The sequence below is a fragment of the Kribbella sp. NPDC050241 genome, from assembly GCF_044459685.1.
Taxonomy (GTDB): Bacteria; Actinomycetota; Actinomycetes; order Propionibacteriales; family Kribbellaceae; genus Kribbella.
Genome location: NZ_JBITJE010000005.1, coordinates 472,469 through 496,922, shown reverse-complemented (window position 1 = coordinate 496,922; position 24,454 = coordinate 472,469). Strand labels below are relative to the sequence as shown.

The window sequence follows — 24,454 nt, the reverse complement described above, 5'->3', positions numbered from 1 at the left end:
TCCGGCGGGGGCGACGTATCGGCTGAGAGGCACCCGCGGTGGGTGCCCGGACGACGGGAGACTCCGATGAAGTACATGATCCTGACCTACGCGTCGCAGGAGGACTACGACGGGATGTCCGGCAAGGACACGGGCAAGCCGGCCTGGACGGGCGAGGACTTCGCCGCGATGAGGGCGTTCATGGAGAAGTTCAACGCGGACCTGGCCGAGTCCGGTGAGCTGGTCGAGACCCGCGCGCTGGCCGCGCCGGTGCTCACCCGGCGGCTCGGCTCGAAGGACGGAGCCTCGGTGGTGACGGACGGTCCGTACGCCGAGACCCAGGAGGTGCTCGCCGGGTACTGGATCGTCGAGTGCGAGTCCTTCGACCGGGCGACCGAGATCGCCTCCAGGCTTGCCGACACGCCAGCGCCCGAGTTCGTCCGCGCGACCGCGTACGCCGACATCCGGCCCGTGGTCGAGGGCCGAGACGAAATGCTGGACTGATCGTCATGTCCGCAGCTCTCGAGGACCTGCTGCGCGAGCTGGCGCCGCAGGTGCTCGGGGCGCTGGTCCGGCGGTACGGGCACTTCGACACCGCGGAGGACGCGGTGCAGGAGGCACTGCTCGCGGCGGCGCAGCAGTGGCCGGAGGACGGCGTACCGGACAGTCCGCGCGGCTGGCTGATCACGGTGGCCTCGCGCCGGCTGACGGATCTGCTCCGCCGGGAGCAGGCTCGGCAGCGGCGCGAGGACCGGATGGCGCAGTGGGCGGCCAGTCCGAGCGAACCGATCGCGGACACCGACGACACGCTGATCCTGTTGTTCATGTGCTGCCACCCGTCGCTGTCGCCGGCGTCGCAGATCGCGTTGACGTTGCGGGCGGTCGGCGGTCTGACCACCGCGGAGATCGCCCGGGCGTTCCTGGTGCCGGAGGCAACGATGACGCGGCGGATCAGCCGGGCGAAGGCGAGCGTGAGCGACAGCGGTGCGCGGTTCGCCCTGCCGGCGGATCGGGACGAGCGGCTCGGCGCAGTGCTGAAGGTCGTCTACCTGATCTTCAACGAGGGCTACGCGAGTACGACGGGGCCGAGTCTGCAGCGGGTCGAGTTGTCGGCGGAGGGGATCCGGCTGGGACGGATGCTGCACCGGTTGCTGCCGGACGACAGCGAGGTGACGGGGTTGCTCGCGCTGATGCTGCTGACGGATGCGCGTCGGCCGGCGCGGACCGGTCCGCTGGGTGAGTTGGTCCCGATGGACGAGCAGGATCGGTCGCTGTGGATCTCTGAGTTGATCGCGGAAGGGGTGGGGCTGATCACCGCGGCGCTGCCGCGAGGTCCGGTGGGTCCGTATCAGCTGCAGGCGGCGATCGCCGCCGTACATGACGAGGCCGCGTCGGCGGACGAGACCGACTGGCAGCAGATCCTTGCGCTGTACGAGGTCTTGCTCCGGCTGACCGACAACCCGATGGTCGCGCTCAACCACGTCGTCGCGGTCGCGATGGCGCGGGGACCAGACGAGGGTCTCAAGCAACTGAGCACCATCGAAGACGACGACCGCATCGCCCACGACCATCGCCTGGCGGCCGTCCGCGCGCACCTACTGGAAATGTCCGGCGACACCACAGCGGCCCGAGCCGCCTACGAGGAAGCAGCAACCAAAACCACCAGCGTCCCCCAGCAGCGCTACCTCCACACCCGAGCCAACCGCCTGTGACCGCGGTGTGAGCCGACTGCCACCCGCCTACGACCGCGGCGCCGACCGACCGCCAACCGGCTGTGGGGCCGACCGCCACCGACTATGACTCCGGTGAGGAATCGACCGCCACGCTATGGCTGCGGTGTGGGAGTGATCACCTGGTAACGGATGTGGGTGGCTAGTGGGGTGTCTATGACGCGGATGATCTGCAGCTCGATCTCGGTTGGGAGGATGTCGAACAGGCGGTGGCCTCGGCCGAGCAGGACCGGGACCTGGTGGACCTGGATCTCGTCCAGGACGCCGGCCTCCAGCGCGCTCTGACCCGCGTACCCACCACGGACCTGGACATCGCGCTCGCCGGCGGCTGCCTTGGCCTGCTTCATCGCGCTCACGATGCCGTCCGGCACGTACGTCACCAGCGGATACCCCCACCGCGCGGCGGGGCCGGGCGGCCGGTGACTCGGCACGAAAATCGGCCTTCCGTTGTGATCGCCACCCCAGTGATCCATCAGCTCGGCCGTACGACGCCCCGCGAGGACCGCCCCACAGCCGCTCCACTCGTCGAAGAACTCCGACTCGGGCCCAGGCGGCCGCTTCGCTTCGGCGTCCTCGGCGAACCAGTTGTGCAGCCGATGCCCGTCGGCTCCACCGAGGTAGTCGTCGAGATCCGCGATGTATCCGTCAACGGACACCGACATGTCGAGCACCGACTTGGACATGAACCTGCTCCCCTCCTGGCCCGGCGTGGGGTCAAACCCACTTCCGCGACCGTAGGCCGACCGCCTTTCAGACCACTTTCAGCGTCTGAAAGGCGGGAAAGGCCGTCAGCGGAGGCCGGTGGGGCGGGTCAGGGCCAGGGTGAGGAGGCGGTTGACCAGGGTCGGGTAGTCGATGCCGGATTCGGCCCACAAGCGGGGGAACATGCTCGTGGGGGTGAAGCCGGGCATCGTGTTGATCTCGTTGATGACCACCCGGCCGTCAGCATCGAGGAAGAAGTCGACACGGGCCAGGCCCTCGGCCTCGATCGCGTCGAACGCCGTCAGAGCCTTCGCGCGGATGTCCGCGGCGACGTCGGCCGGGAGGTCGGCCGGCACCGAGAGCGCGAGGTACTCCTCCCCCTCCGGCAGGTACTTCGTCTCGAAGTCGTAGAAGTCGTGGCCGCCGCCGGAGACCGCGACCTCGCCGCACACGCTGACCTCGGCTGGCGCACCGTCCAGGCCGCCCAGGACGCCGACCTCGATTTCGCGCGGGTCATTCGCCGACGCCTCGACGATCACCTTCGGGTCGTGGGCCCGGGCCTCGACGATCGCGTCGTCGAGCTCATCGCGGCTGTTCACCTTGCTGATGCCCAGGCTCGACCCGCCGCGGGCCGGCTTCACGAACACCGGGTAGCCGAGCTCGTCCACCGCCTTGCGGCAGGCCTCCGCGTCGCGCCTCCAGTCACGGTCGCGGATCACGACGTACGGCCCGACCTCGAGGCCGGCCGCCTGGAAGACGACCTTCATGTAGTGCTTGTCCATACCGACCGCGCTGGACAGGACGCCGGAGCCGACGTACCGGATGTCGGACATCTCGAGGAGGCCCTGGATGGTGCCGTCCTCGCCCCACGGACCGTGCAGGAGTGGGAACACCACGTCGACCTCGCCGAGCGTGCTCGGTACCGTCCCCGGTTCGCTCACCACGAGCTCGCGGTTCGCGCCGAACAGCACCGGCATCGCGGTGACGTCGACCTCCGGGAGCTTGCCGTCGGTGATCGACAGCCGCTCCGGATCACCGCTTTCCAGCACCCAGTGACCGCTGGTACTGATGCCGACCGGGACCACGTCGTAGACGTCGCGGTCGATCGCCTGCAGCACGTTGGCCGCGGTCACACAGGAGATGGCGTGCTCGCTCGACCGTCCGCCGAAGACCACGGCGACGCGGGGCTTGCGTTGTTCCCTCGAGTACTCACTCACCGGCTCGACTGTAGCGGCCCGGCGATCAGGTTCCGATCTGGGTTCGGTTAAGAGCTGTTCAGATTTCGGACGGTAGCGGCGTGTCCCAGGTGACCGGGAGCGCGGTCACGCCGTACACCAACGTGTTGTCCCTGAACTCGAGTTCCTCGAACGGTACGGCGAGTCGCAGCGTCGGGATCCGCCGGTACAGACGGGTGAACACCTCCTGCAGTTCCACCCTGGCCAACTGTTGTCCGAGGCACTGGTGTGGACCGAAACCGAACGCCACGTGACCGGCGGCCTTGCGGGTCAGATCGAGCCGATCGGGGTCCGGGAAGGCGCGCTCGTCGCGGTTGGCCGACGACAGCGCCGCGATCAGGAACCCACCCGCCTCGATCGTCTGCGGGCCGGCCGGAAGGTCGTCAGCCTCCGGCCGACGCGTGGCGGCTCACCCAGGGGGTGCCTCGCTCGCGGGGTCGAACGGGCACCCGGACGGGCGGTTGACGGGGAACGTGTCGGTCATCGGCACCCGTTCGACGGGTTTTGGTAGTGACTACCATATGATCGAGAGTGCCGAAAGCGAACCATTACTGGCGAGTCGGCCAACCGGTACTCTGCCCGCGGAGGTGGAGATGGGACTGCGCGAACTCAAGCGGGAGCGGACCCGCCGGCTGATCGCGGACAAGGCGTTCGAGCTGTTCACCGACCACGGCTTCGGCCGGACCACGGTCGAACAGATCGCCGCCGCCGCGGAGGTTGGTCCGAGCACGCTGTACCGGTACTTCCCGACCAAGGAGACGCTCGTCCTCGAGTTCGTCGAGGACTGCCTGATGGACGCCGTCGGCTGGTTCCGCGGGCAGCCGGTGGTCATCGCCCTGCCCGACGGCCTGCAGTCGGTGATCGAGCGGGTGCTGGAGCGGCTGGAGAGCAACCCGGACCGGGTGCGTGCGGTGTTCGACCTGGCCGGTCAGACCGCGTCGGTGAGCGCCCACCTGAACGAGTTGATCTGGCGGTTCCGCAACGACCTCACCGACGAACTGGTCCGCCGACTCTCCGGTCCGGCCCGCCAACGGGTCGAGTCCGGCCAGCAGGCTCCGAACCCGCAGCAGGTCGAGTTCACGGCCGCGCTGTCGGCCGGGATCGCGATGAACATCATCGAGACGGTGGTACGGATCTGGGTCGAGAACCCGGACGACACCGAGGTCAAGGTGCTGGCCCGCCGCGCGATGAGCCTGCTCCGCGGCGGCGGCATCCCCCTGCCGGCGGCCGGTCCGCGACTGCCCGGCGCTCTCCCGTCCTCCCCCGCCCGGAGCGAGGCGGACGGTGGGCGGAACAATTCCCCGTATGGCCTCTGATCTCGATCCCTCCACCGTCGTCGTCCACGCCGGCCGCCCCGAGCGGGTACCGAACGCGCCGGTCGGCGACTCGCCGGTGTTCAGCTCGACGTACGTCGCGGGCGGCGACCGCGGCTACGGACGATTCGGCAACGACGCGTGGACCGCACTCGAGGAGACCCTCGGCGCGCTCGAAGGCGGTCGTGGACTGACCTTCGCCTCCGGGATGGCAGCGGTCGCGGCGGTCTGTGATCTCGTCCCCGTCGGTGGCCGGATCGTCGCACCACAGCACGCGTACTCCGGTGTGCTCGCGCTCCTCGACCAGCACGCGGCATCCGGCCGCCTGCGCGTGGACAAGGTGAACATCGCGGACACCGACGCCGTGATCCAAGCGGCCGCAGGCGCCGACATGCTGTGGATCGAGTCACCGACCAACCCGGCCATGGAGGTCGCGGACATCCCCGCGCTCGCAGCCGCTGGTCACGACGCCGGCGCAACCGTTGTCGTCGACAACACGTTTGCGACCCCGCTGCTGCAGCAGCCGCTCAAGCTCGGCGCTGACGTCGTGATGCACTCGGCAACCAAGTTCATCGCCGGCCACTCCGACGTCATCCTCGGCGCCGTCATCACCGCCGACGAGGAGCTGTGGGCCGCGATCGAGCTCCGCCGCCGCGGCAGCGGCGCGATCCCCGGCCCGATGGAGGCCTGGCTGGGCCTCCGCGGCCTGCGGACCCTCGCGCTGCGGCTTGAGCGTGCCCAGTCCAATGCCGCGTTCCTGGCCGAGCGTCTCCTTCAACACCCACGCGTGAGCCGTGTGCGGTACCCGGGCCTACCGGATGACCCCGGCCACGCCCGCGCGGCCGCGCAGATGTCCGGCTTCGGAGCGATCCTGTCCATCGAACTCGGCGGCGATGGTGAGTACGCCCAGCGGGTCTGTGAGAGCACTGAACTGTGGGTTCACGCGACCAGTCTCGGCGGTGTCGAGTCGATGCTGGAACGCCGTCGCCGCTGGGCGATGGAGGTCGAGACGATCCCGGTGGACCTGATCCGGCTGGCCGTCGGGATCGAGCATCCCGACGACCTCTGGGCCGATCTGGAGCACGCGCTCAAGACCGCGATTTGAGCACCGGTCCGCCGAGGAACGTCAGCACACAGAGCACCAGCGGCAGGATGAACGCGAGGTTCAGCGGCATCCAGTGCGCGAGCCCACCGATCAGCGCCGGGCCCGCGAGCAGACCGACGTACCCGAGTCCGACGACGCGTGCCATCAGGGCGCCGGCGGCGCGGGGGTCGAGGTTGCCGGCGGCGGTGAAGAGTTGCGGTACGCCGCCGGCCAGGCCGAGGCCGAACAACGCCCAGCCGACGAGCGCGACGGGCACCCACGGTACGACGATCACGATGGTCAGGCCGACCGCGGCCATCGCGGCACCCCACCTCACGATCGCCGCCGGTCCGACCACCGCGGCGACACGGTCGGTGAGGAACCGGCCGACGGTCATCGCCACCGCGAAGGCGCCGTACGCGTAGGCCGCCGTACTGACCGACGTTCCGAGGATGTCGCGGAAGTGCAGCGCGGCCCAGTCGTTGGCCACACCCTCCGCGAGCATGAGGCCGAACGCGAGCCCGCCGAGCGCCCAGACCAGCTTGCCGGGCGGTTTTGCGCGCTCCTGCGCCGGCTCGTCGGCCTCGTCAGTGGTTGCCTCGATCAAGAACCGGCTGGCGGCGAGGGCGATGACGATGCACAGCGCGCCCGCCAGGCCGAGGGAGACCTCGGTCGGTACGCCGGCACGCAGCGTGGCGGCACCGATCAGCGCTGCGATGGCGCCGCCGATCGACCACATCGCGTGGAAGGCGGCCATGATCGGGCGCGGGTAGCCGCGTTCCACCACGACCGCCTGGGCGTTCATCCCGACGTCGATCGAGCCGTTGCCGAAGCCGATGAGAATCAGCGTCAGGCCCAGCGTCCACCAGTTCGTCGCCAGGCCGGGACCGGCGAGGGCGATGCCGAGCAGTACGCCGGCCGCGGGCACCAGCCGTCGCTGGCCGAGGCGGTCCACCAGCGGACCGGCCACCTGCATGCCGGTGAAGGCGGCGCCGCCGAGGACCAGCAGCAGAAGCCCGAGCGTGCTGTGCGAGATGCCGGTGGCGTGCTCGATGTTGGGGATGTGCACGACCCACATACCGACGGCGAACCCGTTCAGGCCGAAGTACAGCCAGGTGGCGACGCGGGCGGCTCTTGGCGGTGCGGTCTGCGAACGCAGATCGGTGGCGGTCAAGAAGCGTCCTCCCAAGCGGCGACCTCGACCAGTACGCCGCGTTGGGCCAGCAGCGTGCGCTGGTCCTCGGGCGCGGTCGGGTCGGTGATGATCAGGTCTGGGTAGTCGGCCGGACAGACGTAGGCCAAGGCGGCGCGATCCCACTTCGCACCGTCGGCCAGCACCATCGACCGAGCGGCGACGGCCATCGCCTCCTGCTTGACCTCGGCGTCGCCCAGATCGAACGCAGTCAGTCCGGCGTCGAGGCTGAACGCGCAGGGGCTCAACACGGCCAGGTCGAAGCGCAACGCCCGCAGCGACGCGAGCGTCAGCGGACCAACCAGAGCAAGCTCGCCTCGACGCGCCTCTCCCCCGGGCATCAGCAGCCGGATCCGTGGCGCGTCCGCCAACTCGTGCGCGACGTGGAGCGAGAGCGGCATGACGGTCACCGCGCGATCGTGCAGAAGCTTGGCCACCTCGAGCGCCGTCGTACCGCTGTCGAGGACGATCGTCTCGCCGTCGTGGATGTGCTCGATCGCGACGCGCGCGATCGCACGCTTGGCGGCGACGGCGGCCTGCGCCCTCAGCGAGTACGGCGGCTCGACACCCGAGCCCATGGCCGGGACAGCACCACCGTGGACGCGCTTGAGAACGCCCTGGGCGGCCAGGAAGTCGAGGTCGCGGCGGATCGTCATGTCCGACGACTCGGTGGCCTCGACCAGTTCCTGGACGGACACTCGGTCAACGCCCCGAAGTCGTTCTACGATCACTTGATGCCGTTCTGCACTCCTCACGCGCAGAAATCTACCATCCGTCTGATCGTTCAAACAGATAGTCTGTTCGCTTGTGACTGATGACACCAAGCTGGTCAGGCGGTCGCGGTACGCCGTGGCCGCGGTCTTCTGCGTGCACGGCTCGGTGACGGGCTCGTTCGCGACCCGCGTGCCCTGGATCCAGGAACACTCCGGCTTGTCTGCCGGACAGCTCGGCATCGCGCTCGCGTTCCCCGCACTGGGTGCGGCATTGATGATGCCCCTCGCAGCCCGGGTCACCCACCGCTTCGGGACACGGAGCGCCCTGCGCGGTCTGCTGGCGTTGTGGACGCTCTCGCTGATCCTGCCGTCGTTCGCTCCGAACCTGCTGATGCTGTGCGCCGCGCTCTTCGTGTACGGCGGGACGTCGGGCATGGCCGATGTGGCGATGAACGCCCTCGGGGTCGAGGTGGAGCATCGGCTGAACAAATCGATCATGTCCGGCCTGCACGGGATGTGGAGTCTCGGCGCGCTCTTCGGGGCCGCGGTCGGCACCGTCGCGGCGCATGCGGAGCTCAGTGCCCAGGTCCATCATGTGGCTGCAGCCATCTTCCTGACGGTGGTCGGGGCTGTGGCGTGTCAGTTCGTGCTGAACATTCATCCGGACGAGGACGAGGAGCCGCCGGCGCGGTTCGCGCTGCCGCCGCGGTCGGCGTTGCTGATCGGTGCGGTCGGGTTCTGCGCGGTGTTCGCGGAGGGCGCGAGCCTGGACTGGTCGGCGGTCTACCTGCGCGACATCCTCGACAGCACGGCCGGAGTCGCCGCGGGTGCGACGACGGGCTTCGCGTTGACGATGGCGATCGCCCGGTTGACCGGTGACGCGGTGGTCGACCGTTTCGGCGCCGTACGGACGGTTCGCTGGAGTGGCGTGATCGCGACGGCGGGCGGCGTACTGGTCGTGGTCGCACCTCACGCGGCCGTCGCGATGCTGGGGTTCGGGCTGATCGGGATCGGGATCGCGGTCGTCGTACCGCTCGCATTCGCCGCGGCCGGCCGGACCGACGCCAACGCGAGTCAGGCGATTGCCGGAGTCGCCACCATCACGTACGCGTCCGGGCTCGTCGCGCCGTCGATCATCGGCGGCATCGCCCAGGCCAGCAACCTGACCGTCTCCTTCATGGTCGTCACCGTCCTGACCGTCGCCCTGGCCGTCTTCGCCCCGGTCCTCCGCACCAAACCCCGCGTCCGCGCCTAGCCTCGCGCCCGCGCCCACCCTCATGCGCGCGCCTGCCTCGCGGACGCGCCTAGCTGAGCAACCGGTCGAGGACCTCCCCCGCTTCCTCATAGCCGGCGTCGCTGATCCGCTGCAGCTCCAGCAGATCCTTGGCGGCAGCCGCACGCCGCGTGAGGTGCTCCCCCGCCCGCTCGTTCCCCTCGTCCAGCAACCCGTTCAGAGCGTCCAGATCAGACCGCTCATCCGCCAGATCGGCGAGCCGGTCCATCGCCTTCTCGTTCCCCTCGTCGGCGAGCGCGCGCAGGGTGTCCCAGTCAGTCATGCGTCGATGATGCGACCTTGCCCCAAGGGCAAGGTCAACAATGGCCCTGTGCTCACGATCGGACAGCTTGCCAAGTACGTCGGGGTGTCGACCAAGACCGTCCGCGTCTACCACGCCAAGGGCCTGCTGCCCGAGCCCGAACGCGACGCCTCCGGCTACCGGCGGTACGGCGCGGAGGCGGTGGTCGAACTGATCCGGATCCGGACCCTCGCCGAGGCCGGTGTTCCGCTGGCAAGGATCCGCAACCTCGGTTCGGGGCAGGAGTTCGCCGCGGCCCTGCAGCAGATCGACGACGATCTGACCGACCGGATTCGTGGCCTGCAAGCCACTCAGCAGCGCTTGCGCGAGCTTGCCTCGGGCGACGTACAGCTGCTCCCGGCCGAGGTCGACGTACATCTGCGGGGTCTGGCCGAGCTGGGCTTCAGTGAGCAGTGGGTGGCGATGGAGCGCGATCTGTGGATCATCGTGTTCGCCACCTACCCAGACACCGGGGACGAGCTCTTCAGGGACCAGGCCGGCGCTCTGGCGGAACCGGCGCTGCGAGAGCTCTACCTCGACTACGACCGCGCCCGCGAGCTGCAACCCGACGACCCGGTCCTGGTCGAGCTCGCCGACCGGATCGTGGCGGCCAGCATCGAGCGCTACGGCACGGACCTGCCCGGCCAGGCGATCGACCCCAACCTGCCCCAGCTCCTCCAGAACACGGTCAACGCCTCGTCGCCCGCCTGGCAACGCCTCGACCAGCTGATCCGCCGCCGCCTGGGCTGAGACGCCCGGCCAGAAGCTTGGCACGGCCATCAACCGGCTGTCACCAAGCTCCTGACCCTGTCTGTCCGAGCGGCTACTTGTCGGTGGCGAAAGCGGCGTCGAAGGCGGCTTCGGGCTTGTCGAAGGCGAGGTTGCGGATGACGTTGACCGCCTCGGCGGCGCCGACCTTGCGCTCCATGCCGGCGTCCTCCCACTCGACCGAGATCGGGCCGTCGTAGCCGATCGCGTTCAGGACCCGGAAGCAGTCCTCCCACTGCACGTCGCCGTGGCCGGTGGAGTAGAAGTCCCAGCCGCGGCGCGGGTCGCCCCACGGCAGGTGCGAACCGAGCCGGCCGTTGCGGCCGCCGCCGACCCGCATCCGGGTGTCCTTGCAGTCGACGTGGTAGATCCGGTCCTTGAAGTCCCACAGGAATGCGACCGGGTCGATGTCCTGCCACACCATGTGCGACGGATCCCAGTTCAGGCCGAAGGCCTCACGGTGCCCGATCGCCTCGAGCGTCAGCGTGGTGGTCCAGTAGTCGTACGCGATCTCCGACGGGTGCACCTCGTGCGCGAACCGCACGCCCTCCTCGTCGAAGACGTCGAGGATCGGGTTCCACCGGTCGGCGAAGTCCTTGTAGCCGGCCTCGATCCGCTCGGCCGGCACCGGCGGGAACATCGCGACGTACTGCCAGATCGACGACCCGGTGAAGCCGATCACTGTCTTCACGCCGAGCTTGGCCGCCGCCCGCGCGGTGTTCTTCAAGTCCTCGGCGGCGCGCTGCCGGACGCCTTCGGCATCGCCGTCGCCCCAGATCCGCGACGGCACGATCGCCTGGTGCCGGAAGTCGATCGGGTTGTCGCAGACGGCCTGGCCGACCAGGTGGTTCGAGATCGCGAACACCTGCAGGTTGTACTTGGCCAGGATGTCCTTGCGGCCCTGGACGTACGAGTCGTCGTTGACGGCCTGCTGGACGTCGAAGTGGTCACCCGAGCAGGCGATCTCGACGCCGTCGTACCCGGCCTCGGAGGCGAACTGACAGACCTCCTCGAACGGCAGGTCGGCCCACTGACCGGTGAACAAGGTGATCGGACGTGGCATCTGACTGACTCCTCAGCGATTAAGAGTTCTCGACGGTGGTCCAGGCGCTGTCGTCCGCGGCCGACCGCAGTACGGCGTCGACCAGCCGGGCGGACCGCGCTCCGGCGGCGAAATCGGGCAGACCGTCCGGGCGATCACCCAGTACGGCGGCATAGCTGTCGGCAACGAACGAGTCGAACGCGTCCTGGTACCCCTGCGCATGCCCGGCCGGCAGCCGGTTCACTCGCGCCGCGGGCGGGCTGAGCGTCTCCGGGTCCCGGGTCAGCAACTGCGAGGCGGCACGACGGCCGACCCAGAGGCGATCCGGGTCCTCCTGGTCGAAGCCGAAGCTCGACTCGGTCCCCGAGACCTCCAGGTACAGGCGGTTCTTCCGGCCGGCGGCGACCTGGCTGACGACGATGGTGCCGACCACTCCGGCCTCGGTGCGGAACTGCGCGGTCGCCAGATCCTCCGTGCGCACCTGCACGCCGCCACGCTCGCCGCGGACGGTCCGTAGCTGCGCGCTGATGGCCGCGATCCGGTCACCGGTGACGAACTCGGTCAGGTCACACCAGTGCGACCCGATGTCGGCGAACGTCCGCGACGGACCGCCGGTCTGGTCGTCCACCCGCCAGTTCTGGTCGTCCACACCGGCCAGCCAGTCCTGCAGGTACGACCCGTGCAGGCTGGTGATCACTCCGGCCTCGCCGGCAGCGATCCGGGTCCGGAGCTCGCGGACCATCGGGTGGTAGCGGTAGACGAACGGCACGGCTCCGACACGCTCGGCGTCGACCGCGGCGGCGTGCAGACCGGCCGCGTCCTGCGCCGAGGTCGCCAGCGGCTTCTCGCAGATCACGTGCTTACCGGCCTCGAGCGCCTGCAGCGTCACCGGGAGGTGGGTGTTGTTCGGCGTACAGACGTGGACGACATCGATGTCGGCGGCAAGCAGTTCGTCCAGGGTCGCGAAGCCGCGCTCGGCGCCGGTCGCCTCGGCCGCCGCCTCCGCCCGAGCGGGGCTGGAACCGAGCGCACCGACCACCTGGGCTCCGGCCACCAGGGCCGACCTGCCGTGAACGCGGCCCATGAAGCCGCCGCCGACGATCCCGACCCGGAGCTTGCGCGCACTGGTGGACACGTCGAAGGACGCTATGTGACACTTTTGAACCCTGTCAAGCAAAAGTCCATCGGTCCAACGACGGAAGTGCTGCGATGAGCGATCTGGGTACGGCGGGCACCGGTGCCGTGCTGCGGTTACTCCTGGACGGGCAGCCCCGGACCCGCGCCGAACTCATCGACCTCAGCGGCCTGGCCCGGTCCACGGTGACCGGCCGGATCGAGGAGTTGCTCGCGGCCGGACTCGTCGTACCGTCCGGTGAGGCAGCGTCGACCGGTGGCCGGCCACCGGCGCGCTTCCGGTTCAACCCGGCCGCGCGGCTGATCCTGGCGGCGGACGTCGGCGCGACACATCTGTCCGTCGCCCTGACCGACCTCACCGGCGAGATCCTCGATCGGTCGACCACGCCGCTCAACATCGCCGAAGGCCCCGAGGTGGTCCTGACCGCCATCGCGCAGACCGGACGTTCGCTGCTGAAGGCCGCGCGGCGTTCGGTCAAGGATCTTGCCGGCACCGGAGTCGGACTGCCTGGACCGGTCGAGCACAGCACCGGCCGTCCGAACCATCCGCCGATCATGCCGGGCTGGGACTCCTACGACGTGGTCGGCCGACTCGAACACGAACTGAAGGCGCCGGTTCTGGTCGACAACGACGTGAACATCATGGCCCTCGGCGAACACGCGACCGAGTACGCCGACGTGGAGCACCTGCTGTTCGTCAAGGTCGCCACCGGCATCGGCGCCGGCGTGATCAGCGGGGGCCGCTTGCATCGTGGCGCACAGGGCGCGGCCGGCGACATCGGCCACATCCAGGCACCAGGTCGCTCCGAGCTGTGCCGCTGTGGCAACACCGGCTGCCTGGAGGCGGTCGCGTCGGCCGCGGCCATCGCCGCCCAGCTGAACGTCGGTGGCAGTCACGACATCGTCGACCTCGTCCGCGCCGGCAACACCGCCGCAACCGCAGCGGTCCGCCAGGCGGGACGTGAGATCGGCTCCGTCCTCGCCGCGGCCGTCAGCCTGCTCAACCCGTCGGTGATCGTCATCGGCGGTTCACTGTCCCAGGCCGGCGACAGCCTCCTGGCCGGCATCCGCGAAGCGATCTACGCCAGATCGTTGCCCCTGGCCACCACCGACCTGCACGTGGTCACCAGCCAGTCAGGTCAGGATGCCGCGCTGCGCGGCGCCGCAACCCTCGTCCTTCAGCACCAGCTGACGGCCCAGTGATCCACCACGGCGAGGAGCCGGTCGAGGAGCGGTCCGCCCCGCGCCCGCCCGAACCCGTGGCGCCTGCCGTGGAAGGCGGCCTGCACGACCTGCAGGTGTGCCCATCTCCGGACGCGCTCGCGATCGAGTTGTGCCGCTTCGGCGAAGACGTCGAGCTCGTGCAGCAGCGCCTTCATCAGGTCGTCGGACTCCATCAGCGCCAAGGCACGCGGCTTGAGCAAGGTCGCGCCGTCGTACGCCGGATCCCCGACGTACCCCTTGGGATCGACGGCCAGCCACGGTTCGCGATTCCCACGCAGGATGTTGCGGCCGTGGAAATCGCCGTGCACGACGAGCTCCGGCTGTTGCCGGCCCAGTTCGTCGATGACCGCCAGCGCGGAGTCCACGACTGCAACGGGCAGCGCACCAGGAAAATCCGCGGCATCCTGGCGCAGCTCGGCGGCCCAGCCGTCGGCCTGATCGGCAAGCCGCGGTAGCCCGGAGGGCGCCGGGATGGACAGGCGGCGACTGAGCTGTCCCGACACGGACGCAATCTCGTCGCGGTCGGCGAGCTGGCCCAGGGTCGAGGACTTCGCACGCTCGAGCAGCATCGCGAAGGAAGCGTCATCGCGCTCGTACAACAGGACCGCGCCACGGCCGCCCCACGCCGCGTACGCGTCCGGTTCGTGCACGTTGCCCGGGTGCGGGAACGACACCTTGAGCACGGCATGTCCAGACGCGTGAAGGACCGGAACGATCACCCCGACCTGGCCGTGCGTCACCTCGCCGTCCCGAACGCAGTCCCACCGCGCCATCAGGTCGTCCACGAGTGCGGGGAGTTCGGCCAGCCAGGCTGCCCCCGCCTCACCCTCGCGATCGACCGTGGCCTGGGCGAAGGCGGAAGGGATCATCCCCACCGCTCCGACTTGGCCGAGCGGGACACGAGGCTGAACAGCATGTCCTTGGGCGTCATCTCGCCGGCGACGACCTTGGTGACGTGTTCGGCGATCGGCATCTCGACGTCGTGGTGGTGAGCCAGGTCGCTGATCGACGAACAGGACTTCACACCCTCCGCGACCTGGCGAGTGGCGCCGGCGATCTCGGCCACGGTCATGCCCTTGCCGAGCTTCTCGCCGAAGGTCCGGTTCCGCGACAGCGGCGACGAGCAGGTCGCGACCAGGTCACCCAAGCCGGCCAGCCCGGAGAACGTGTGCTCCCGCGCGCCGAGCGCCGTACCCAGGCGGGCTGTCTCGACCAGACCGCGGGTGATGACCGAGGCCCTGGCGTTGTCGCCGAAGCCGAGGCCGACCGCCATCCCGACGGCCAGGGCGATCACGTTCTTGGTCGCGCCACCGAGCTCGCAGCCGATCACGTCGTTGTTCGTGTACGGGCGGAACGTCGGCGAATGGCACAGCTTCTGCAGCCGTGTCGCAGTTCCCTCGTCCGCGCACGCGACCACCGACGCGGCCGGTTGTCCTTCGGCGATCTCCCGCGCCAGGTTGGGCCCCGACACCACAGCGATCCGCTCCGGTCCGGCGCCGGTGATCTCCGCGATCACCTCGCTCATCCGCTTGGTCGTACCGACCTCGACGCCCTTCATCAGGCTGACCAGGGGTACGGCGTTCGGCAGGACGTCGGCCCAGTCCTTCAGGTTCTCACGCAACGACTGACTCGGGACCGCCAGTACGACGGCCTCCGCACCGTCGGCAGCCGCGGCCGGATCGTGGGTCGCGGTGATCGTGTCCGGGAGTCGCAACCCGGGCAGGTAGTCGGTGTTCTCGTGCTGGGTGTTGATCACTTCGCACAGGGACTCACGCCGGCCCCAGATGGACACCTGGTTCCCCGCGTTCGCCAGCACCGTGGCGAACGCCGTACCCCAGGATCCGGCTCCGAACACCGCCACCTTCGTCATGCCGTCTCCTCACCATCGTCGGCTGCACGGGCCTTGCGCAGGTCGTAGAGCTCCTTCGGCGGGGTCTCGCCGCGCAACTCGCCCAGCGTGGCAGCGACCTCGGCCATGATCACCTCGGTTGCCTCGTGCAACAGCGAGTTGGTGATCGGCTTGCCCTGGAACGCGCTCAGGTCGACCGGCTTGCCGGCCCGCACTCGCAGCGTCTTGCGCGGCAGCAGCCGGATCCGCACGGTGCGGCCGGTGTAGGACTTGATGACCTCCTGGGCGCCCCAGTTGGCGATCGGGACCACCGGACAGCCGGTCATCAAGGCGATCCGGGCGGCGCCGGTCTTGCCGGTCATCGGCCACATCTCGGGGTCGCGGGTGATCGTGCCCTCCGGGTAGACGCCGACGCACTCGCCCCGCTCGACCGCGGCGACCGCATCCCGGAACGCGTCCGCGGCCTGGGTGGAGTCCCGGTAGACCGGGATCTGGCCGGCACTGGTGATGATCCGGCCGAGCACCGGCAGCTTGAACAGCGACGCCTTGCCCAGGAACCGCGGGATCCGGCGGCACTCCCAGATGAAGTACCCGAGCACGACCGGGTCGAAATGCGAGATGTGATTCGGCACGTAGACCACGCCGCCGGAGCGGGGCATGTTCTCCCGCCCGGTGAACGTGCACTTGGTGAACACCAGCATGAACGGCTTCACGATCACGACGATCAGGCCGAACCAGAAGCCCCGGGGTGGCCGGGGATCTTTCCGCTGCCCGTCCACTGCTGCCTCCTGCTGCTCGTGCCTGCCATCCGTCATGGGAGAATCCTGCCTGATGGCAGACCTACAGGTCGCTCCCTGGACCCTGGTGATCCCGGTGAAGCGTACGGCGATCGCAAAGAGCCGGCTGGCTGCCGCCTACCCGCAGCACCGTCCGGAGCTCGCGCGCGCCTTCGCTGTCGACACTACTGCGGCCATCTTGTCCTCTGCCCTGGTCCGTGCCGCCCTGGTCGTCACCGACGACCCGGTGGTGGCCAGGGACGTCACCGCCGTCGGCGCGCGGGTCGTGCCGGATCTCCCGGCCGCGGGGCTGAACGAGGCGCTCCTGCACGGCGCCAGGGTTGCCGCCGCGGAGTTCCCGGGGCACGGGGTCGTTGCCCTCTCCGCGGATCTGCCCGCGTTGCGGCCCGCCGAGCTGACCGCCGTACTGGCTGCCTGTGTGGCGCCCCGATCATTCGTCATCGACCTTCCCGGCACCGGTACGACGCTCCTCGCGGCACAGCCCGGGGTCGCGCTGGATCCGCGGTTCGGTGTGGGTTCCGCACTAGCCCACCAAGCATCCGGGGCGATGCCGATCGAGTTGACCGGCATCGAGTCGGTACGCCGCGACGTCGACACGGCAGCCGATCTGGCTCACGCCGTACAACTGGGAGTCGGTGAAGCGACCGCGGACGTGATGTCACTCGTGCTCGGCGCCGCCACCGGGACCGAGGGTCTAGCCTGCTGAAATGCAAGCAACAGTGAGCCGCTACGACACCGAGACGTTCTCCGGCGCGGTGCTGACCGACACCGGGATCGAGCTGCCTTTCACCGTGCACGCCGTCGCGGACACTCCGGTCCGCCACCTCCGCGTCGGTCAGCGGGTCCGGATCGAAACCACCGGCTCCGGGGCGGATCTCCGCGTGACCAGGGTCGATTTCGGCACCGTGCTGTAAAAGGTTGCCGCAGGCACCCGCACACGGCACTGTGCACACGGCGAAGGCCGGTCGCCCCTGGAGTGGGGTGACCGGCCTTCGCTGTAGTGCGTACTGCGGTGCTGCAGTGCTGAAGGTCAGCGAGACGATGCGCGCTTCGCCGGAGCCTTCTTGGCGGGGGCCTTCTTGGCCGGCGCCTTCTTGGCAACGGTCGCCTTCTTCGCCGGAGCCTTCTTGGCGACGGCCTTGGCCGGGGCCTTCTTGGCAACGGTCTTGGCCGGCGCCTTCTTGGCAACCGTCTTGGTGGCCGTCGCCCTCTTGGCGGCGGTCTTGGTCGCCGCGGCCTTGGCCGGAGCGGCCTTCTTCGCCGGGGCGGCCGCCTTGGTGGCGGTCGCGGCCGGCTTCGGCACGACGAGCTTCGGCAGCTTCTTCGCACCGGAGACAACGGCCTTCAGCTCCGCACCCGCGCGGAACTTCGGAACCACGGTCTTCTTGGCACGCTTGGTCTCGCCGGTCCGCGGGTTGCGCACGATGCGCGCGCCACGCTCGATGGCCTCGAAGGCACCGAACCCGGTGATGGCGACCTTGCCACCCTTCTTGGTCAGCTCGCGCTCCACGGTGTCGATCACCGATTCCAGTGCGTGCTGGGCTTGGCGGCGGTTTCCGTCGAAGTGCACTGCGAGCGCTTCGACCAACTGGCTCTTGTTCACTGCTTCCCTCCGTGAACACTAGGCGTCGAGCACAGCGCTCGATCTCACGTGAACGTTATGGACTCCAGTGCCAGTTCACAAACACCAACGCGGCAATTCGGCTTGTTTTGGGCGATTCGTGCCACAATTTGGCCCGATCCGGCCCTTCAGGGCCTTCAGAATCCCTGCTGAGCAACGATCCGATGCCCTGCGTGACCGGGTGGAAGCCGGGTTCACAACCAGCCGCGGCGCTTGAAGATCTGGTGCAGACCCCCACAGACCAACGCCATCAGGCCGATCGCGAACGGGTATCCGAACTGCCAGTGCAGCTCGGGCATGCTGTCGAAGTTCATCCCGTAGACAGTGCCGATCAGGGTCGGTGCGAACAGGATCGCCGCCCAGGCGGAGATCCGCTTCACCTCTTCGTTCTGCTCGCTGCTGGCGATCGCGAGGCTCTTCATCTCCTCGTTCTGCTGCTGGGCCACCAGGGTCGCGTTCACGGTCAGGATGTCGCGCAGCAGTTCGCGGAAGCCGTCGACCTTCTCCACCACCTCGGTGACGTGGTCGGCCACATCGCGCAGCGAACGCTGCAGTTCCTCGTCGATGCCGTACTTCTCGAATCCGCCGCGCAACGCCTCGAGAATCGCGACCAACGGCCGGGTCGCGCGCTGGAACTCGATCACCTCACGGGACAGTTCGTAGATGCGCCGCGACACCTTCGGGTCGCCGCGGAACACCTCGGTCTCGATCTCGTCGATGTCGTTCTCCAGGCCGGCGACCACCGGCGCGTACCCGTCGACGACCTTGTCCATGATCGCGTAGAGCACCGCCTCGGTGCCGCGGTCCAGCAACTCGGGGTCGCGTTCGACCCGGCGCCGTACCGCGGCCAGGTTGGGCGCCTCGGCATGCCGGACCGTCACCACGAAGTCCGGGCCGACGAACACGTGCACCTCGCCGAACTCGACCTCCTCGGTCGCGTCCCGGTAGCGGGCGGCCTTCAGTACGACGAACAACGTGTCGCCGTAGCGCTCCAGCTTCGGCCGTTGATGGGCCTGGATGGCGTCCTCGATGGCCAACTCGTGCAGGTCGAACTCCTGGGCCAGCGACGCGAGTTCGCGCCGGTCCGGCCGGTACAGGCCGATCCAGGCCAGGCTCTTGGGCGCCTTGTGCAGCACGCGATAGGTCTCGGCCAGCGAACCCGGCGACGCAACCCGGCGGCCGTCGCAGTAGATCGCACTGTCGACGACGCTGTGTCCCTTGGGCTTCGGCAGCTCGCGCGGCCTCTCGGCCGGCTCGACGACAGGAGCAGCGGCATGCTTGCGGGCGGTAGTGCGAAGTGACGGGGTGCGGCCGAAGGCGCGCAGCGTGCGCAGGCGCAGGTCGGACATGAGTCCTCCAGGTGCGGTGAGGCAAGTGAGTGATGGGCACGCGTCTGCCCGACCCCCACGGCACTCAAGCCGCAACTACCAGAGGATTCCGCCTCTCAAGGTCGAGCGAGACCCATATGTCTGGAGGGGTCGCTACTCATGAGCGCCTCACCTCCTCGGTCTCGCAAGCCTTGTTCTGACAACCACGCCAGGGTAACACCAGAGTTATCGCCGCCGGACGTCCGGACGTTACGGCGGCGAGAACTCTGCACTACGTCAGGCCTTCGCGCTACGTCAGGCCTTCGCCGGCAACGTGGCCGGCTTGAAGGCGGGCCGGGTCGCCTCGTACGCGGCGATGTCGGCCTCGTGGGACAAGGTGATGCCGACGTCGTCGAGACCGTTCAGCAACCGGTAGCGGGTGTAGTCGTCGATCTCGAACGGCGCCGACACGTCACCGGCGGAGATCGTCTTGTGCTCCAGGTCGACGGTCACCTTGGTGCCCGGGTCGGATTCGATCGTGGTCCACAGCCGCTCGACGACGTCCTGCTCGACAAGGGCCGCGAGCAGCCCGGCCTTGCCCGAGTTGCCACGGAAGATGTCGCCGAACCGCGACGACACGACGACGCGGAACCCGTAGTCGAGCAGGGCCCAGACCGCGTGCTCCCGCGACGATCCGGTGCCGAAGTCCGGTCCGGCCACGAGCACCGAGACACCGCCGTACTCGGGCTGGTTCAGGACGAACTCGGGATCGTTGCGCCAGGCCGCGAACAGCCCGTCCTCGAAGCCGGTCCGGGTGACGCGCTTCAGGTAGACGGCCGGGATGATCTGGTCGGTGTCGACGTTGCTGCGGCGCAGTGGGGCCGCCGTACCGATGTGCTGGGTGAAGGCTTCCATGATTCTGCTGCTCCTCAGACGTTCTCGGGTACGGCGACGTCGACCGGCGGCAGGTCCACCGGGGCCGCGAGGGTCCCGGTGACGGCGGTCGCGGCGGCAACCAGCGGGGACACCAGGTGCGTCCGGCCGCCCTTGCCCTGGCGGCCTTCGAAGTTCCGGTTCGAGGTGGAGGCGCTGCGCTCGCCCGGGGCCAACTGGTCCGGGTTCATGCCCAGGCACATCGAGCATCCGGCCCCACGCCATTCGGCGCCGGCATCCTTGAAGATCGCGTCCAGGCCCTCGGCCTCGGCCTGCAACCGGACCCGGCCCGATCCCGGGACCACGAGCATCCGGGTGCCCTCGGCAACCTTCCGGCCGGCCAGCACCCCGGCCGCGGCGCGCAGGTCCTCGATCCGGCCGTTGGTGCAGGAGCCCAGGAACACTGTGTCCACGTGGATCTCGCGCATCGGCGTACCGGCGGTCAGGCCCATGTACTCCAGCGCCCGCTCGGCGGCGCGCTTGTCGTTCTCGTTGCCGAAGTCGTCCGGCGACGGGACGGACTCCGACAGCGGGATGCCCTGACCGGGGTTGGTGCCCCAGGTGACGAACGGCGTGATGTCCTCGGCGCGCAGGACCACCTCGCGGTCGAAGGTCGCGTCCGCGTCGGTGGCCAGGCTCTTCCAGTACTCGACCGCGGCTTCCCAGTCGACGCCCTGCGGCGCGTGCGGCTTGTCCCGCAGGTACGCGAACGTGGTCTCGTCCGGCGCGATCATGCCGGCCTTCGCGCCCCACTCGATCGACATGTTGCAGATCGTCATCCGGGCTTCCATGCTCAGCGCGCGGATCGCCTCGCCGCGGTACTCGACGATGTAGCCCTGGCCGCCGCCGGTGCCGACCTCCGCGATCAGCGCCAGCACCAGGTCCTTCGCCGAGACGCCGTCGGGCAGTACGCCGTCGACCGTCACGGCCATCGTCTTCGGCCGCGCCTGCATCAGCGTCTGGGTGGCCAGCACGTGCTCGACCTCGCTGGTGCCGATGCCGAAGGCAATCGCCCCGAACGCGCCGTGCGTGCTCGTATGGCTGTCACCGCAGACCACGGTCATGCCGGGCTGGGTCAGTCCGAGCTGCGGGCCGATCACGTGGACGACGCCCTGGTCCGGGTCGCCGAGGGTGTGGATCCGGATGCCGAACTCCTCGGCGTTCTTGCGCAGGGTGTCGACCTGGGTGCGCGACACCGGGTCGGCGATCGGCTTGTCCACGTCGAAGGTCGGGACGTTGTGGTCCTCGGTGGCGATGGTCAGGTCCGGGCGCCGGACCTGACGGCCACCCAGCCGGAGGCCGTCGAACGCCTGCGGACTGGTCACCTCGTGCACCAGGTGGAGGTCGATGTAGAGGAGGTCGGGTTCCCCGTCGGCATGGCGCACGACGTGCGCATCCCACACCTTTTCCGACAACGTCCTACCCATCAGACTTCTCCTCCTTGGATACTTTTCCCAACCCCACCGCCCCTGTCGAGGTGTCTGGTGAGGTGCTGTCTGGCTCACAGTGCTCTCGATCGGGTCACGGAAGCGACTTGCGTTCCACGATTCGAGACGGCAATATCGTCTCATGGACAACTCTAGCGGAGTCGGCGTTCTCGACAAAGCAGCCCTCGTTCTGTCCGCCCTCGAGTCCGGGCCGGCGACCCTGGCCGGCCTGGTGGCGGCCACGGGGCTGGCCCGTCCGACGGCACACCGGCTGGCGGTGGCGCTGGAGCACCACCGGCTGGTCGGGCGCGACATGCAGGGCCGGTTCGTGCTCGGCCCGCGGCTCAGCGAGTTGGCCTCGGCCGCCGGTGAGGACCGGCTGCTGGCGACCGCCGGCCCGGTGCTGGCGCGGCTGCGCGACATCACGGGTGAGTCGGCGCAGTTGTTCCGCCGCCAGGGTGAGTACCGGGTGTGCGTCGCGGCCGCCGAGCGTCCGTCCGGCCTGCGCGACACCGTGCCGGTCGGCAGTCAGCTGACCATGGCGGCCGGCTCCGCGGCCCAGATCCTGCTCGCCTGGGAGGACCCGGAGCGGATGCACCGCGGTCTGCACAACGCCACCTTCAACGCGGCCGCGTTGGCCGGTGTACGGCGCCGCGGCTGGGCCCACTCGGTCGGCGAACGCGAGCAGGGTGTCGCCTCGGTGTCCGCTCCGGTGCGTTCCCCGTCCGGCAAGGTGATCGCGGCCGTGTCCGTCTCCGGCCCGATCGAGCGGTTGTCCCGCCAGCCCGGACGGATGCACGCCCCCGCCGTGATGGCTGCCGCCGAGCGTCTGTCCGAGGCTCTCCGCCGCGCCTCGGAGTAATCAGGCGACGTTCAGCCGCCGTACGGCACCGTGAGGATCTCGAGGTTGTGCCCGTCGGGATCGTCCCAGTAGAGGCCACGTCCGCCGTCGTTGGTGTTGATCTCACCGTCGCGCCGGTGGAACGGGTCGGCCCAGTAGGTCAGTCCGCGCTCGACGATCCGTGCATGGATCTGGTCGAACTCCTCCTCGCTGACGAGGAAGGCATAGTGCTGGCGATGCGGCTGCCCGTGGCTGTCCGCGAAGTCCAGCGACGTGCCGTTCCCGAGCTGCACCACAGCGAACGGCCCGTAGCCGGCCGGATCGCCGAGTCCGAGGATCTCGGCCAGGAAGCGCGCCGACGCCCCCTTGTCGGTGCAGTTCACGATGGTGTGGTTGAACTCGACGGCCATCAGCCCAGCGTAGGCCGAACCGCGCTCGGATGGTTGCCCGCGGCTGCGAGTGATGACGTGTACCCGTTGTGTATTCGGGTGAGTCGGGTGACCATGAAGCTTGAGTGGCCTGGGAGCTCAAGGAGGTCTGCCATGGATCGGGACTGGCTCACACTCGGCTGGAAGATGCTGCTCGTCCGTGGGGCGATCGGCATCGTCTTCGGGATTCTCGCGATCGTCTGGCCGATCGAAACGGCCATCGCGCTCGCAGTGCTGTGGGGTATCTGGGCCCTTGCGGACGGCATCGGGTCGATAGTGCAGGCCTTCCAGCCGGAGTCGAAGGGCAACCGCATCTGGCTGGTGGTGCTCGGCGTCATCGCGCTGCTCGCGGCGTTCTTCGCGATCGTCCACCCCGGGATGGCCGCGAAGACACTGACGTGGATCCTCGGCATCTGGCTGATCGTCCGCGGTCTCTTCGAACTGTTCGGTGCCTTCACCAACAACCACGTCATGCCCCGCTGGCTGCTCGTCGTGAGCGGTGCCCTGTCGATCCTGATCGGTGTCCTGTTCGTCGCCAACCCGGGTGCGTCCGCGGTCGGCATCGCCGTACTCCTCGGGGTGACCGCCCTGGTCTGGGGCGTCGTCCTGATCGCCGTCGGCCTCAGCGTCCGCCGCGACCTGAGCCATCCACCGCAGACCACCACGCCGTCCCCGGCGTGATCGGCTGACATTCGTCCAAGACCGACGCCTCGGCATCCACGTAGCGTCCCGTGCATGGTTCATCGCGACGTTGAGCTCGTGCACGGGATGCACGTGGTCCACGACGGCCCGCGGACAGCGTCGCCGTTACTGCTCATTCATGGATCGGGCGCCTCGGGCGCATCCTGGGGCCCGGTGGTCGAGGCACTCGCCGCCCGTCATCACGTCATCCGGGTAGACCTTCCCGGATGCGGCCGGTCTCCGACAGCACCGACGTACGACGTGCCTCGTCAGGCGAGCCGCGTTGCCGAGCTGCTCGACGACCTTGGACTGCGGGACGTCCCTGTGGTCGGGCACTCCAGTGGTGGCTGGGTCGCCATCTCGCTGGCCGAACAGCGCCACGACCTGGTGGGTTCGCTCGTGCTGATCAGCACCGCCACCAGCCTCGACGCGCTGCAGCCGCAACCGTTCATCCTGCGAGCCCTGCTGGCCCCGCCGTTCGGCCCGTTGCTGTGGCCCAGGCGGTCGGACGCGATGATCCGCAAGGGGATCAGGGCAACGATGGTTCGCCCGGTGGACATTCCGGACGACACGGTCGCCGACCTGAAGAACATCACGTACCGCACCTTCCGGAAGGTCCTGCGGTGCAACGGCGCGTACGTCGCCGAGCGCAGTACCCCGGATCGTCTCACTGGCCTCGACGTACCGGTGCTCGTGATCTTCGGTGCCGCCGACCCCCGGTACTACCCGGCAACAGCGCGCCAGTACGACGCGGTGCCGAACACACGGCTCGAGATGCTGCCTGATGTCGGGCACATGCCCATGCTCGAGGCGCCCGAGCTGACCAGCGAACTCCTGCTGGGTTTCACGGCTGCTGCCGCGAACACTCCGTAGACTGATC

General features: G+C 69.1%; 28 protein-coding genes. 12 read left to right on the top strand and 16 right to left on the bottom strand.

Annotated elements, in window-relative coordinates:
* Positions 1 to 66 precede the first annotated feature (66 nt).
* Both ACIBG5_RS25875 and ACIBG5_RS25870 read left to right on the top strand, forming a co-directional pair.
* Entirely contained in the window at positions 67 to 483 is a 417-nt protein-coding gene (locus ACIBG5_RS25875; protein ID WP_396394027.1) for a YciI family protein, read from the top strand.
* Between the two features lie 5 nt (positions 484 to 488).
* Positions 489 to 1,691 carry an RNA polymerase sigma factor gene (locus ACIBG5_RS25870; protein ID WP_396394026.1) on the top strand — a complete coding sequence of 401 codons (1,203 nt, stop codon included), beginning with the start codon at positions 489 to 491 and terminating at the stop codon, positions 1,689 to 1,691.
* A 113-nt stretch (positions 1,692 to 1,804) separates the two neighbouring features.
* Here the strand turns inward: ACIBG5_RS25870 and ACIBG5_RS25865 are convergent, their stop codons facing one another.
* The 3 genes from ACIBG5_RS25865 to ACIBG5_RS25855 all read right to left on the bottom strand — a co-directional run bounded on the left by ACIBG5_RS25865 (position 1,805) and on the right by ACIBG5_RS25855 (position 4,004).
* The gene (locus ACIBG5_RS25865; RefSeq protein ID WP_396394025.1) at positions 1,805 to 2,392 is read right to left on the bottom strand and encodes a dihydrofolate reductase family protein; all 588 of its coding nucleotides are present in this window, start codon (positions 2,390 to 2,392) and stop codon (positions 1,805 to 1,807) included.
* Positions 2,393 to 2,497: 105 nt separating this feature from the next.
* Positions 2,498 to 3,628: a D-alanine--D-alanine ligase family protein gene (locus tag ACIBG5_RS25860; RefSeq protein ID WP_396394024.1), complete on the bottom strand. Its 1,131-nt coding sequence runs from the start codon at positions 3,626 to 3,628 to the stop codon at positions 2,498 to 2,500.
* A gap of 58 nt (positions 3,629 to 3,686) precedes the next feature.
* Entirely contained in the window at positions 3,687 to 4,004 is a 318-nt protein-coding gene (locus tag ACIBG5_RS25855) for a cytochrome P450 (protein WP_396394170.1), read from the bottom strand.
* Between the two features lie 235 nt (positions 4,005 to 4,239).
* Between ACIBG5_RS25855 and ACIBG5_RS25850 the strand changes: the two genes are divergently transcribed.
* On the top strand, positions 4,240 to 4,962 hold the full coding sequence (locus ACIBG5_RS25850; RefSeq protein ID WP_396394023.1) for a TetR/AcrR family transcriptional regulator: 723 nt from the start codon (positions 4,240 to 4,242) through the stop codon (positions 4,960 to 4,962).
* Entirely contained in the window at positions 4,952 to 6,064 is a 1,113-nt protein-coding gene (locus ACIBG5_RS25845; protein WP_396394022.1) for a trans-sulfuration enzyme family protein, read from the top strand. The genes ACIBG5_RS25850 and ACIBG5_RS25845 overlap by 11 nt, the downstream gene beginning before the upstream one ends.
* On the opposite strand, the gene ACIBG5_RS25840 is transcribed toward ACIBG5_RS25845, so the two are convergent.
* A complete protein-coding gene (locus tag ACIBG5_RS25840; RefSeq protein WP_396394021.1) occupies positions 6,048 to 7,217 on the bottom strand; it encodes an MFS transporter in 1,170 nt (389 codons plus the stop codon). The genes ACIBG5_RS25845 and ACIBG5_RS25840 overlap by 17 nt on opposite strands.
* A complete protein-coding gene (locus ACIBG5_RS25835; RefSeq protein WP_396394020.1) occupies positions 7,214 to 7,966 on the bottom strand; it encodes a DeoR/GlpR family DNA-binding transcription regulator in 753 nt (250 codons plus the stop codon). Before ACIBG5_RS25835 ends, ACIBG5_RS25840 begins: the two co-directional genes overlap by 4 nt.
* A 76-nt stretch (positions 7,967 to 8,042) precedes the next feature.
* Here ACIBG5_RS25835 and ACIBG5_RS25830 point away from each other — a divergent pair, with 76 nt between their 5' ends.
* On the top strand, positions 8,043 to 9,203 hold the full coding sequence (locus tag ACIBG5_RS25830) for an MFS transporter (protein ID WP_396394019.1): 1,161 nt from the start codon (positions 8,043 to 8,045) through the stop codon (positions 9,201 to 9,203).
* 49 nt (positions 9,204 to 9,252) lie between these two features.
* On the opposite strand, the gene ACIBG5_RS25825 is transcribed toward ACIBG5_RS25830, so the two are convergent.
* Entirely contained in the window at positions 9,253 to 9,504 is a 252-nt protein-coding gene (locus tag ACIBG5_RS25825) for a hypothetical protein (protein WP_393396903.1), read from the bottom strand.
* Positions 9,505 to 9,552: 48 nt separating this feature from the next.
* Here ACIBG5_RS25825 and ACIBG5_RS25820 point away from each other — a divergent pair, with 48 nt between their 5' ends.
* Positions 9,553 to 10,272, top strand: a complete 720-nt coding sequence (locus ACIBG5_RS25820; RefSeq protein WP_396394018.1) for a MerR family transcriptional regulator — start codon at positions 9,553 to 9,555, stop codon at positions 10,270 to 10,272.
* Positions 10,273 to 10,345: 73 nt separating this feature from the next.
* Here the strand turns inward: ACIBG5_RS25820 and ACIBG5_RS25815 are convergent, their stop codons facing one another.
* Together ACIBG5_RS25815 and ACIBG5_RS25810 are read right to left on the bottom strand one after the other, a co-directional pair.
* Entirely contained in the window at positions 10,346 to 11,353 is a 1,008-nt protein-coding gene (locus ACIBG5_RS25815; protein WP_396394017.1) for a sugar phosphate isomerase/epimerase family protein, read from the bottom strand.
* Positions 11,354 to 11,372: 19 nt separating this feature from the next.
* Positions 11,373 to 12,467 (bottom strand): Gfo/Idh/MocA family protein, encoded by a 1,095-nt coding sequence (locus ACIBG5_RS25810; RefSeq protein WP_396394016.1) that lies wholly within the window; start codon positions 12,465 to 12,467, stop codon positions 11,373 to 11,375.
* A gap of 74 nt (positions 12,468 to 12,541) precedes the next feature.
* Between ACIBG5_RS25810 and ACIBG5_RS25805 the strand changes: the two genes are divergently transcribed.
* The gene (locus tag ACIBG5_RS25805) at positions 12,542 to 13,669 is read left to right on the top strand and encodes an ROK family protein (protein WP_396394015.1); all 1,128 of its coding nucleotides are present in this window, start codon (positions 12,542 to 12,544) and stop codon (positions 13,667 to 13,669) included.
* Here the strand turns inward: ACIBG5_RS25805 and ACIBG5_RS25800 are convergent.
* From ACIBG5_RS25800 to ACIBG5_RS25790, 3 genes are read right to left on the bottom strand one after another with little or no spacing between them, the layout of a single operon-like run.
* Positions 13,645 to 14,559: an aminoglycoside phosphotransferase family protein gene (locus ACIBG5_RS25800; RefSeq protein WP_396394014.1), complete on the bottom strand. Its 915-nt coding sequence runs from the start codon at positions 14,557 to 14,559 to the stop codon at positions 13,645 to 13,647. The two genes, ACIBG5_RS25805 and ACIBG5_RS25800, sit on opposite strands and share 25 nt — an antisense overlap.
* Entirely contained in the window at positions 14,556 to 15,560 is a 1,005-nt protein-coding gene (locus tag ACIBG5_RS25795; protein WP_396394013.1) for an NAD(P)H-dependent glycerol-3-phosphate dehydrogenase, read from the bottom strand. Before ACIBG5_RS25795 ends, ACIBG5_RS25800 begins: the two co-directional genes overlap by 4 nt.
* Positions 15,557 to 16,354 (bottom strand): lysophospholipid acyltransferase family protein, encoded by a 798-nt coding sequence (locus tag ACIBG5_RS25790; protein ID WP_396394012.1) that lies wholly within the window; start codon positions 16,352 to 16,354, stop codon positions 15,557 to 15,559. The genes ACIBG5_RS25795 and ACIBG5_RS25790 overlap by 4 nt, the downstream gene beginning before the upstream one ends.
* A 16-nt stretch (positions 16,355 to 16,370) precedes the next feature.
* Here ACIBG5_RS25790 and cofC point away from each other — a divergent pair, with 16 nt between their 5' ends.
* Together cofC and ACIBG5_RS25780 are read left to right on the top strand one after the other, a co-directional pair.
* Positions 16,371 to 17,042: a 2-phospho-L-lactate guanylyltransferase gene (cofC, locus tag ACIBG5_RS25785; protein WP_396394011.1), complete on the top strand. Its 672-nt coding sequence runs from the start codon at positions 16,371 to 16,373 to the stop codon at positions 17,040 to 17,042.
* 1 nt (position 17,043) lies between these two features.
* Positions 17,044 to 17,250 (top strand): hypothetical protein, encoded by a 207-nt coding sequence (locus ACIBG5_RS25780; RefSeq protein WP_396394010.1) that lies wholly within the window; start codon positions 17,044 to 17,046, stop codon positions 17,248 to 17,250.
* 116 nt (positions 17,251 to 17,366) lie between these two features.
* Here ACIBG5_RS25780 and ACIBG5_RS25775 read toward each other — a convergent pair whose 3' ends face one another.
* The 4 genes from ACIBG5_RS25775 to leuC form a co-directional block, all read right to left on the bottom strand.
* Positions 17,367 to 17,939, bottom strand: a complete 573-nt coding sequence (locus ACIBG5_RS25775; RefSeq protein ID WP_396394009.1) for an HU family DNA-binding protein — start codon at positions 17,937 to 17,939, stop codon at positions 17,367 to 17,369.
* Positions 17,940 to 18,151: 212 nt separating this feature from the next.
* Positions 18,152 to 19,306, bottom strand: a complete 1,155-nt coding sequence (gene corA, locus ACIBG5_RS25770) for a magnesium/cobalt transporter CorA (RefSeq protein ID WP_360451918.1) — start codon at positions 19,304 to 19,306, stop codon at positions 18,152 to 18,154.
* A gap of 273 nt (positions 19,307 to 19,579) precedes the next feature.
* Positions 19,580 to 20,179 (bottom strand): 3-isopropylmalate dehydratase small subunit, encoded by a 600-nt coding sequence (gene leuD / locus ACIBG5_RS25765; RefSeq protein ID WP_360451916.1) that lies wholly within the window; start codon positions 20,177 to 20,179, stop codon positions 19,580 to 19,582.
* Positions 20,180 to 20,193: 14 nt separating this feature from the next.
* Complete coding sequence (gene leuC / locus ACIBG5_RS25760) at positions 20,194 to 21,624, bottom strand: 3-isopropylmalate dehydratase large subunit (RefSeq protein ID WP_396394008.1); 1,431 nt, start codon at positions 21,622 to 21,624, stop codon at positions 20,194 to 20,196.
* Positions 21,625 to 21,766: 142 nt separating this feature from the next.
* Between leuC and ACIBG5_RS25755 the strand changes: the two genes are divergently transcribed.
* Positions 21,767 to 22,486: an IclR family transcriptional regulator gene (locus ACIBG5_RS25755; RefSeq protein WP_012922430.1), complete on the top strand. Its 720-nt coding sequence runs from the start codon at positions 21,767 to 21,769 to the stop codon at positions 22,484 to 22,486.
* Positions 22,487 to 22,497: 11 nt separating this feature from the next.
* Here the strand turns inward: ACIBG5_RS25755 and ACIBG5_RS25750 are convergent, their stop codons facing one another.
* On the bottom strand, positions 22,498 to 22,875 hold the full coding sequence (locus ACIBG5_RS25750; protein ID WP_396394007.1) for a VOC family protein: 378 nt from the start codon (positions 22,873 to 22,875) through the stop codon (positions 22,498 to 22,500).
* Between the two features lie 132 nt (positions 22,876 to 23,007).
* Between ACIBG5_RS25750 and ACIBG5_RS25745 the strand changes: the two genes are divergently transcribed.
* Together ACIBG5_RS25745 and ACIBG5_RS25740 are read left to right on the top strand one after the other, a co-directional pair.
* A complete protein-coding gene (locus ACIBG5_RS25745; protein ID WP_396394006.1) occupies positions 23,008 to 23,574 on the top strand; it encodes an HdeD family acid-resistance protein in 567 nt (188 codons plus the stop codon).
* A gap of 54 nt (positions 23,575 to 23,628) precedes the next feature.
* Entirely contained in the window at positions 23,629 to 24,447 is an 819-nt protein-coding gene (locus ACIBG5_RS25740; RefSeq protein ID WP_396394005.1) for an alpha/beta fold hydrolase, read from the top strand.
* Positions 24,448 to 24,454: the final 7 nt, after the last annotated feature.

Bases quoted from the DNA above. Each gene is read 5' to 3' on its own strand.
- ACIBG5_RS25875 (WP_396394027.1), top strand. From the start codon at position 67: ATGAAGTACATGATCCTGACCTACGCGTCGCAGGAGGACTACGACGGG.
- ACIBG5_RS25870 (WP_396394026.1), top strand. From the start codon at position 489: ATGTCCGCAGCTCTCGAGGACCTGCTGCGCGAGCTGGCGCCGCAGGTG.
- ACIBG5_RS25865 (WP_396394025.1), bottom strand. From the start codon at position 2,392: ATGTCCAAGTCGGTGCTCGACATGTCGGTGTCCGTTGACGGATACATC.
- ACIBG5_RS25850 (WP_396394023.1), top strand. From the start codon at position 4,240: ATGGGACTGCGCGAACTCAAGCGGGAGCGGACCCGCCGGCTGATCGCG.
- ACIBG5_RS25845 (WP_396394022.1), top strand. From the start codon at position 4,952: ATGGCCTCTGATCTCGATCCCTCCACCGTCGTCGTCCACGCCGGCCGC.
- ACIBG5_RS25825 (WP_393396903.1), bottom strand. From the start codon at position 9,504: ATGACTGACTGGGACACCCTGCGCGCGCTCGCCGACGAGGGGAACGAG.
- ACIBG5_RS25815 (WP_396394017.1), bottom strand. From the start codon at position 11,353: ATGCCACGTCCGATCACCTTGTTCACCGGTCAGTGGGCCGACCTGCCG.
- ACIBG5_RS25805 (WP_396394015.1), top strand. From the start codon at position 12,542: ATGAGCGATCTGGGTACGGCGGGCACCGGTGCCGTGCTGCGGTTACTC.
- ACIBG5_RS25800 (WP_396394014.1), bottom strand. From the start codon at position 14,559: ATGATCCCTTCCGCCTTCGCCCAGGCCACGGTCGATCGCGAGGGTGAG.
- ACIBG5_RS25795 (WP_396394013.1), bottom strand. From the start codon at position 15,560: ATGACGAAGGTGGCGGTGTTCGGAGCCGGATCCTGGGGTACGGCGTTC.
- ACIBG5_RS25790 (WP_396394012.1), bottom strand. From the start codon at position 16,354: ATGACGGATGGCAGGCACGAGCAGCAGGAGGCAGCAGTGGACGGGCAG.
- cofC (WP_396394011.1), top strand. From the start codon at position 16,371: ATGGCAGACCTACAGGTCGCTCCCTGGACCCTGGTGATCCCGGTGAAG.
- ACIBG5_RS25780 (WP_396394010.1), top strand. From the start codon at position 17,044: ATGCAAGCAACAGTGAGCCGCTACGACACCGAGACGTTCTCCGGCGCG.
- corA (WP_360451918.1), bottom strand. From the start codon at position 19,306: ATGTCCGACCTGCGCCTGCGCACGCTGCGCGCCTTCGGCCGCACCCCG.
- leuD (WP_360451916.1), bottom strand. From the start codon at position 20,179: ATGGAAGCCTTCACCCAGCACATCGGTACGGCGGCCCCACTGCGCCGC.
- leuC (WP_396394008.1), bottom strand. From the start codon at position 21,624: ATGGGTAGGACGTTGTCGGAAAAGGTGTGGGATGCGCACGTCGTGCGC.
- ACIBG5_RS25755 (WP_012922430.1), top strand. From the start codon at position 21,767: ATGGACAACTCTAGCGGAGTCGGCGTTCTCGACAAAGCAGCCCTCGTT.
- ACIBG5_RS25750 (WP_396394007.1), bottom strand. From the start codon at position 22,875: ATGGCCGTCGAGTTCAACCACACCATCGTGAACTGCACCGACAAGGGG.
- ACIBG5_RS25745 (WP_396394006.1), top strand. From the start codon at position 23,008: ATGGATCGGGACTGGCTCACACTCGGCTGGAAGATGCTGCTCGTCCGT.
- ACIBG5_RS25740 (WP_396394005.1), top strand. From the start codon at position 23,629: ATGGTTCATCGCGACGTTGAGCTCGTGCACGGGATGCACGTGGTCCAC.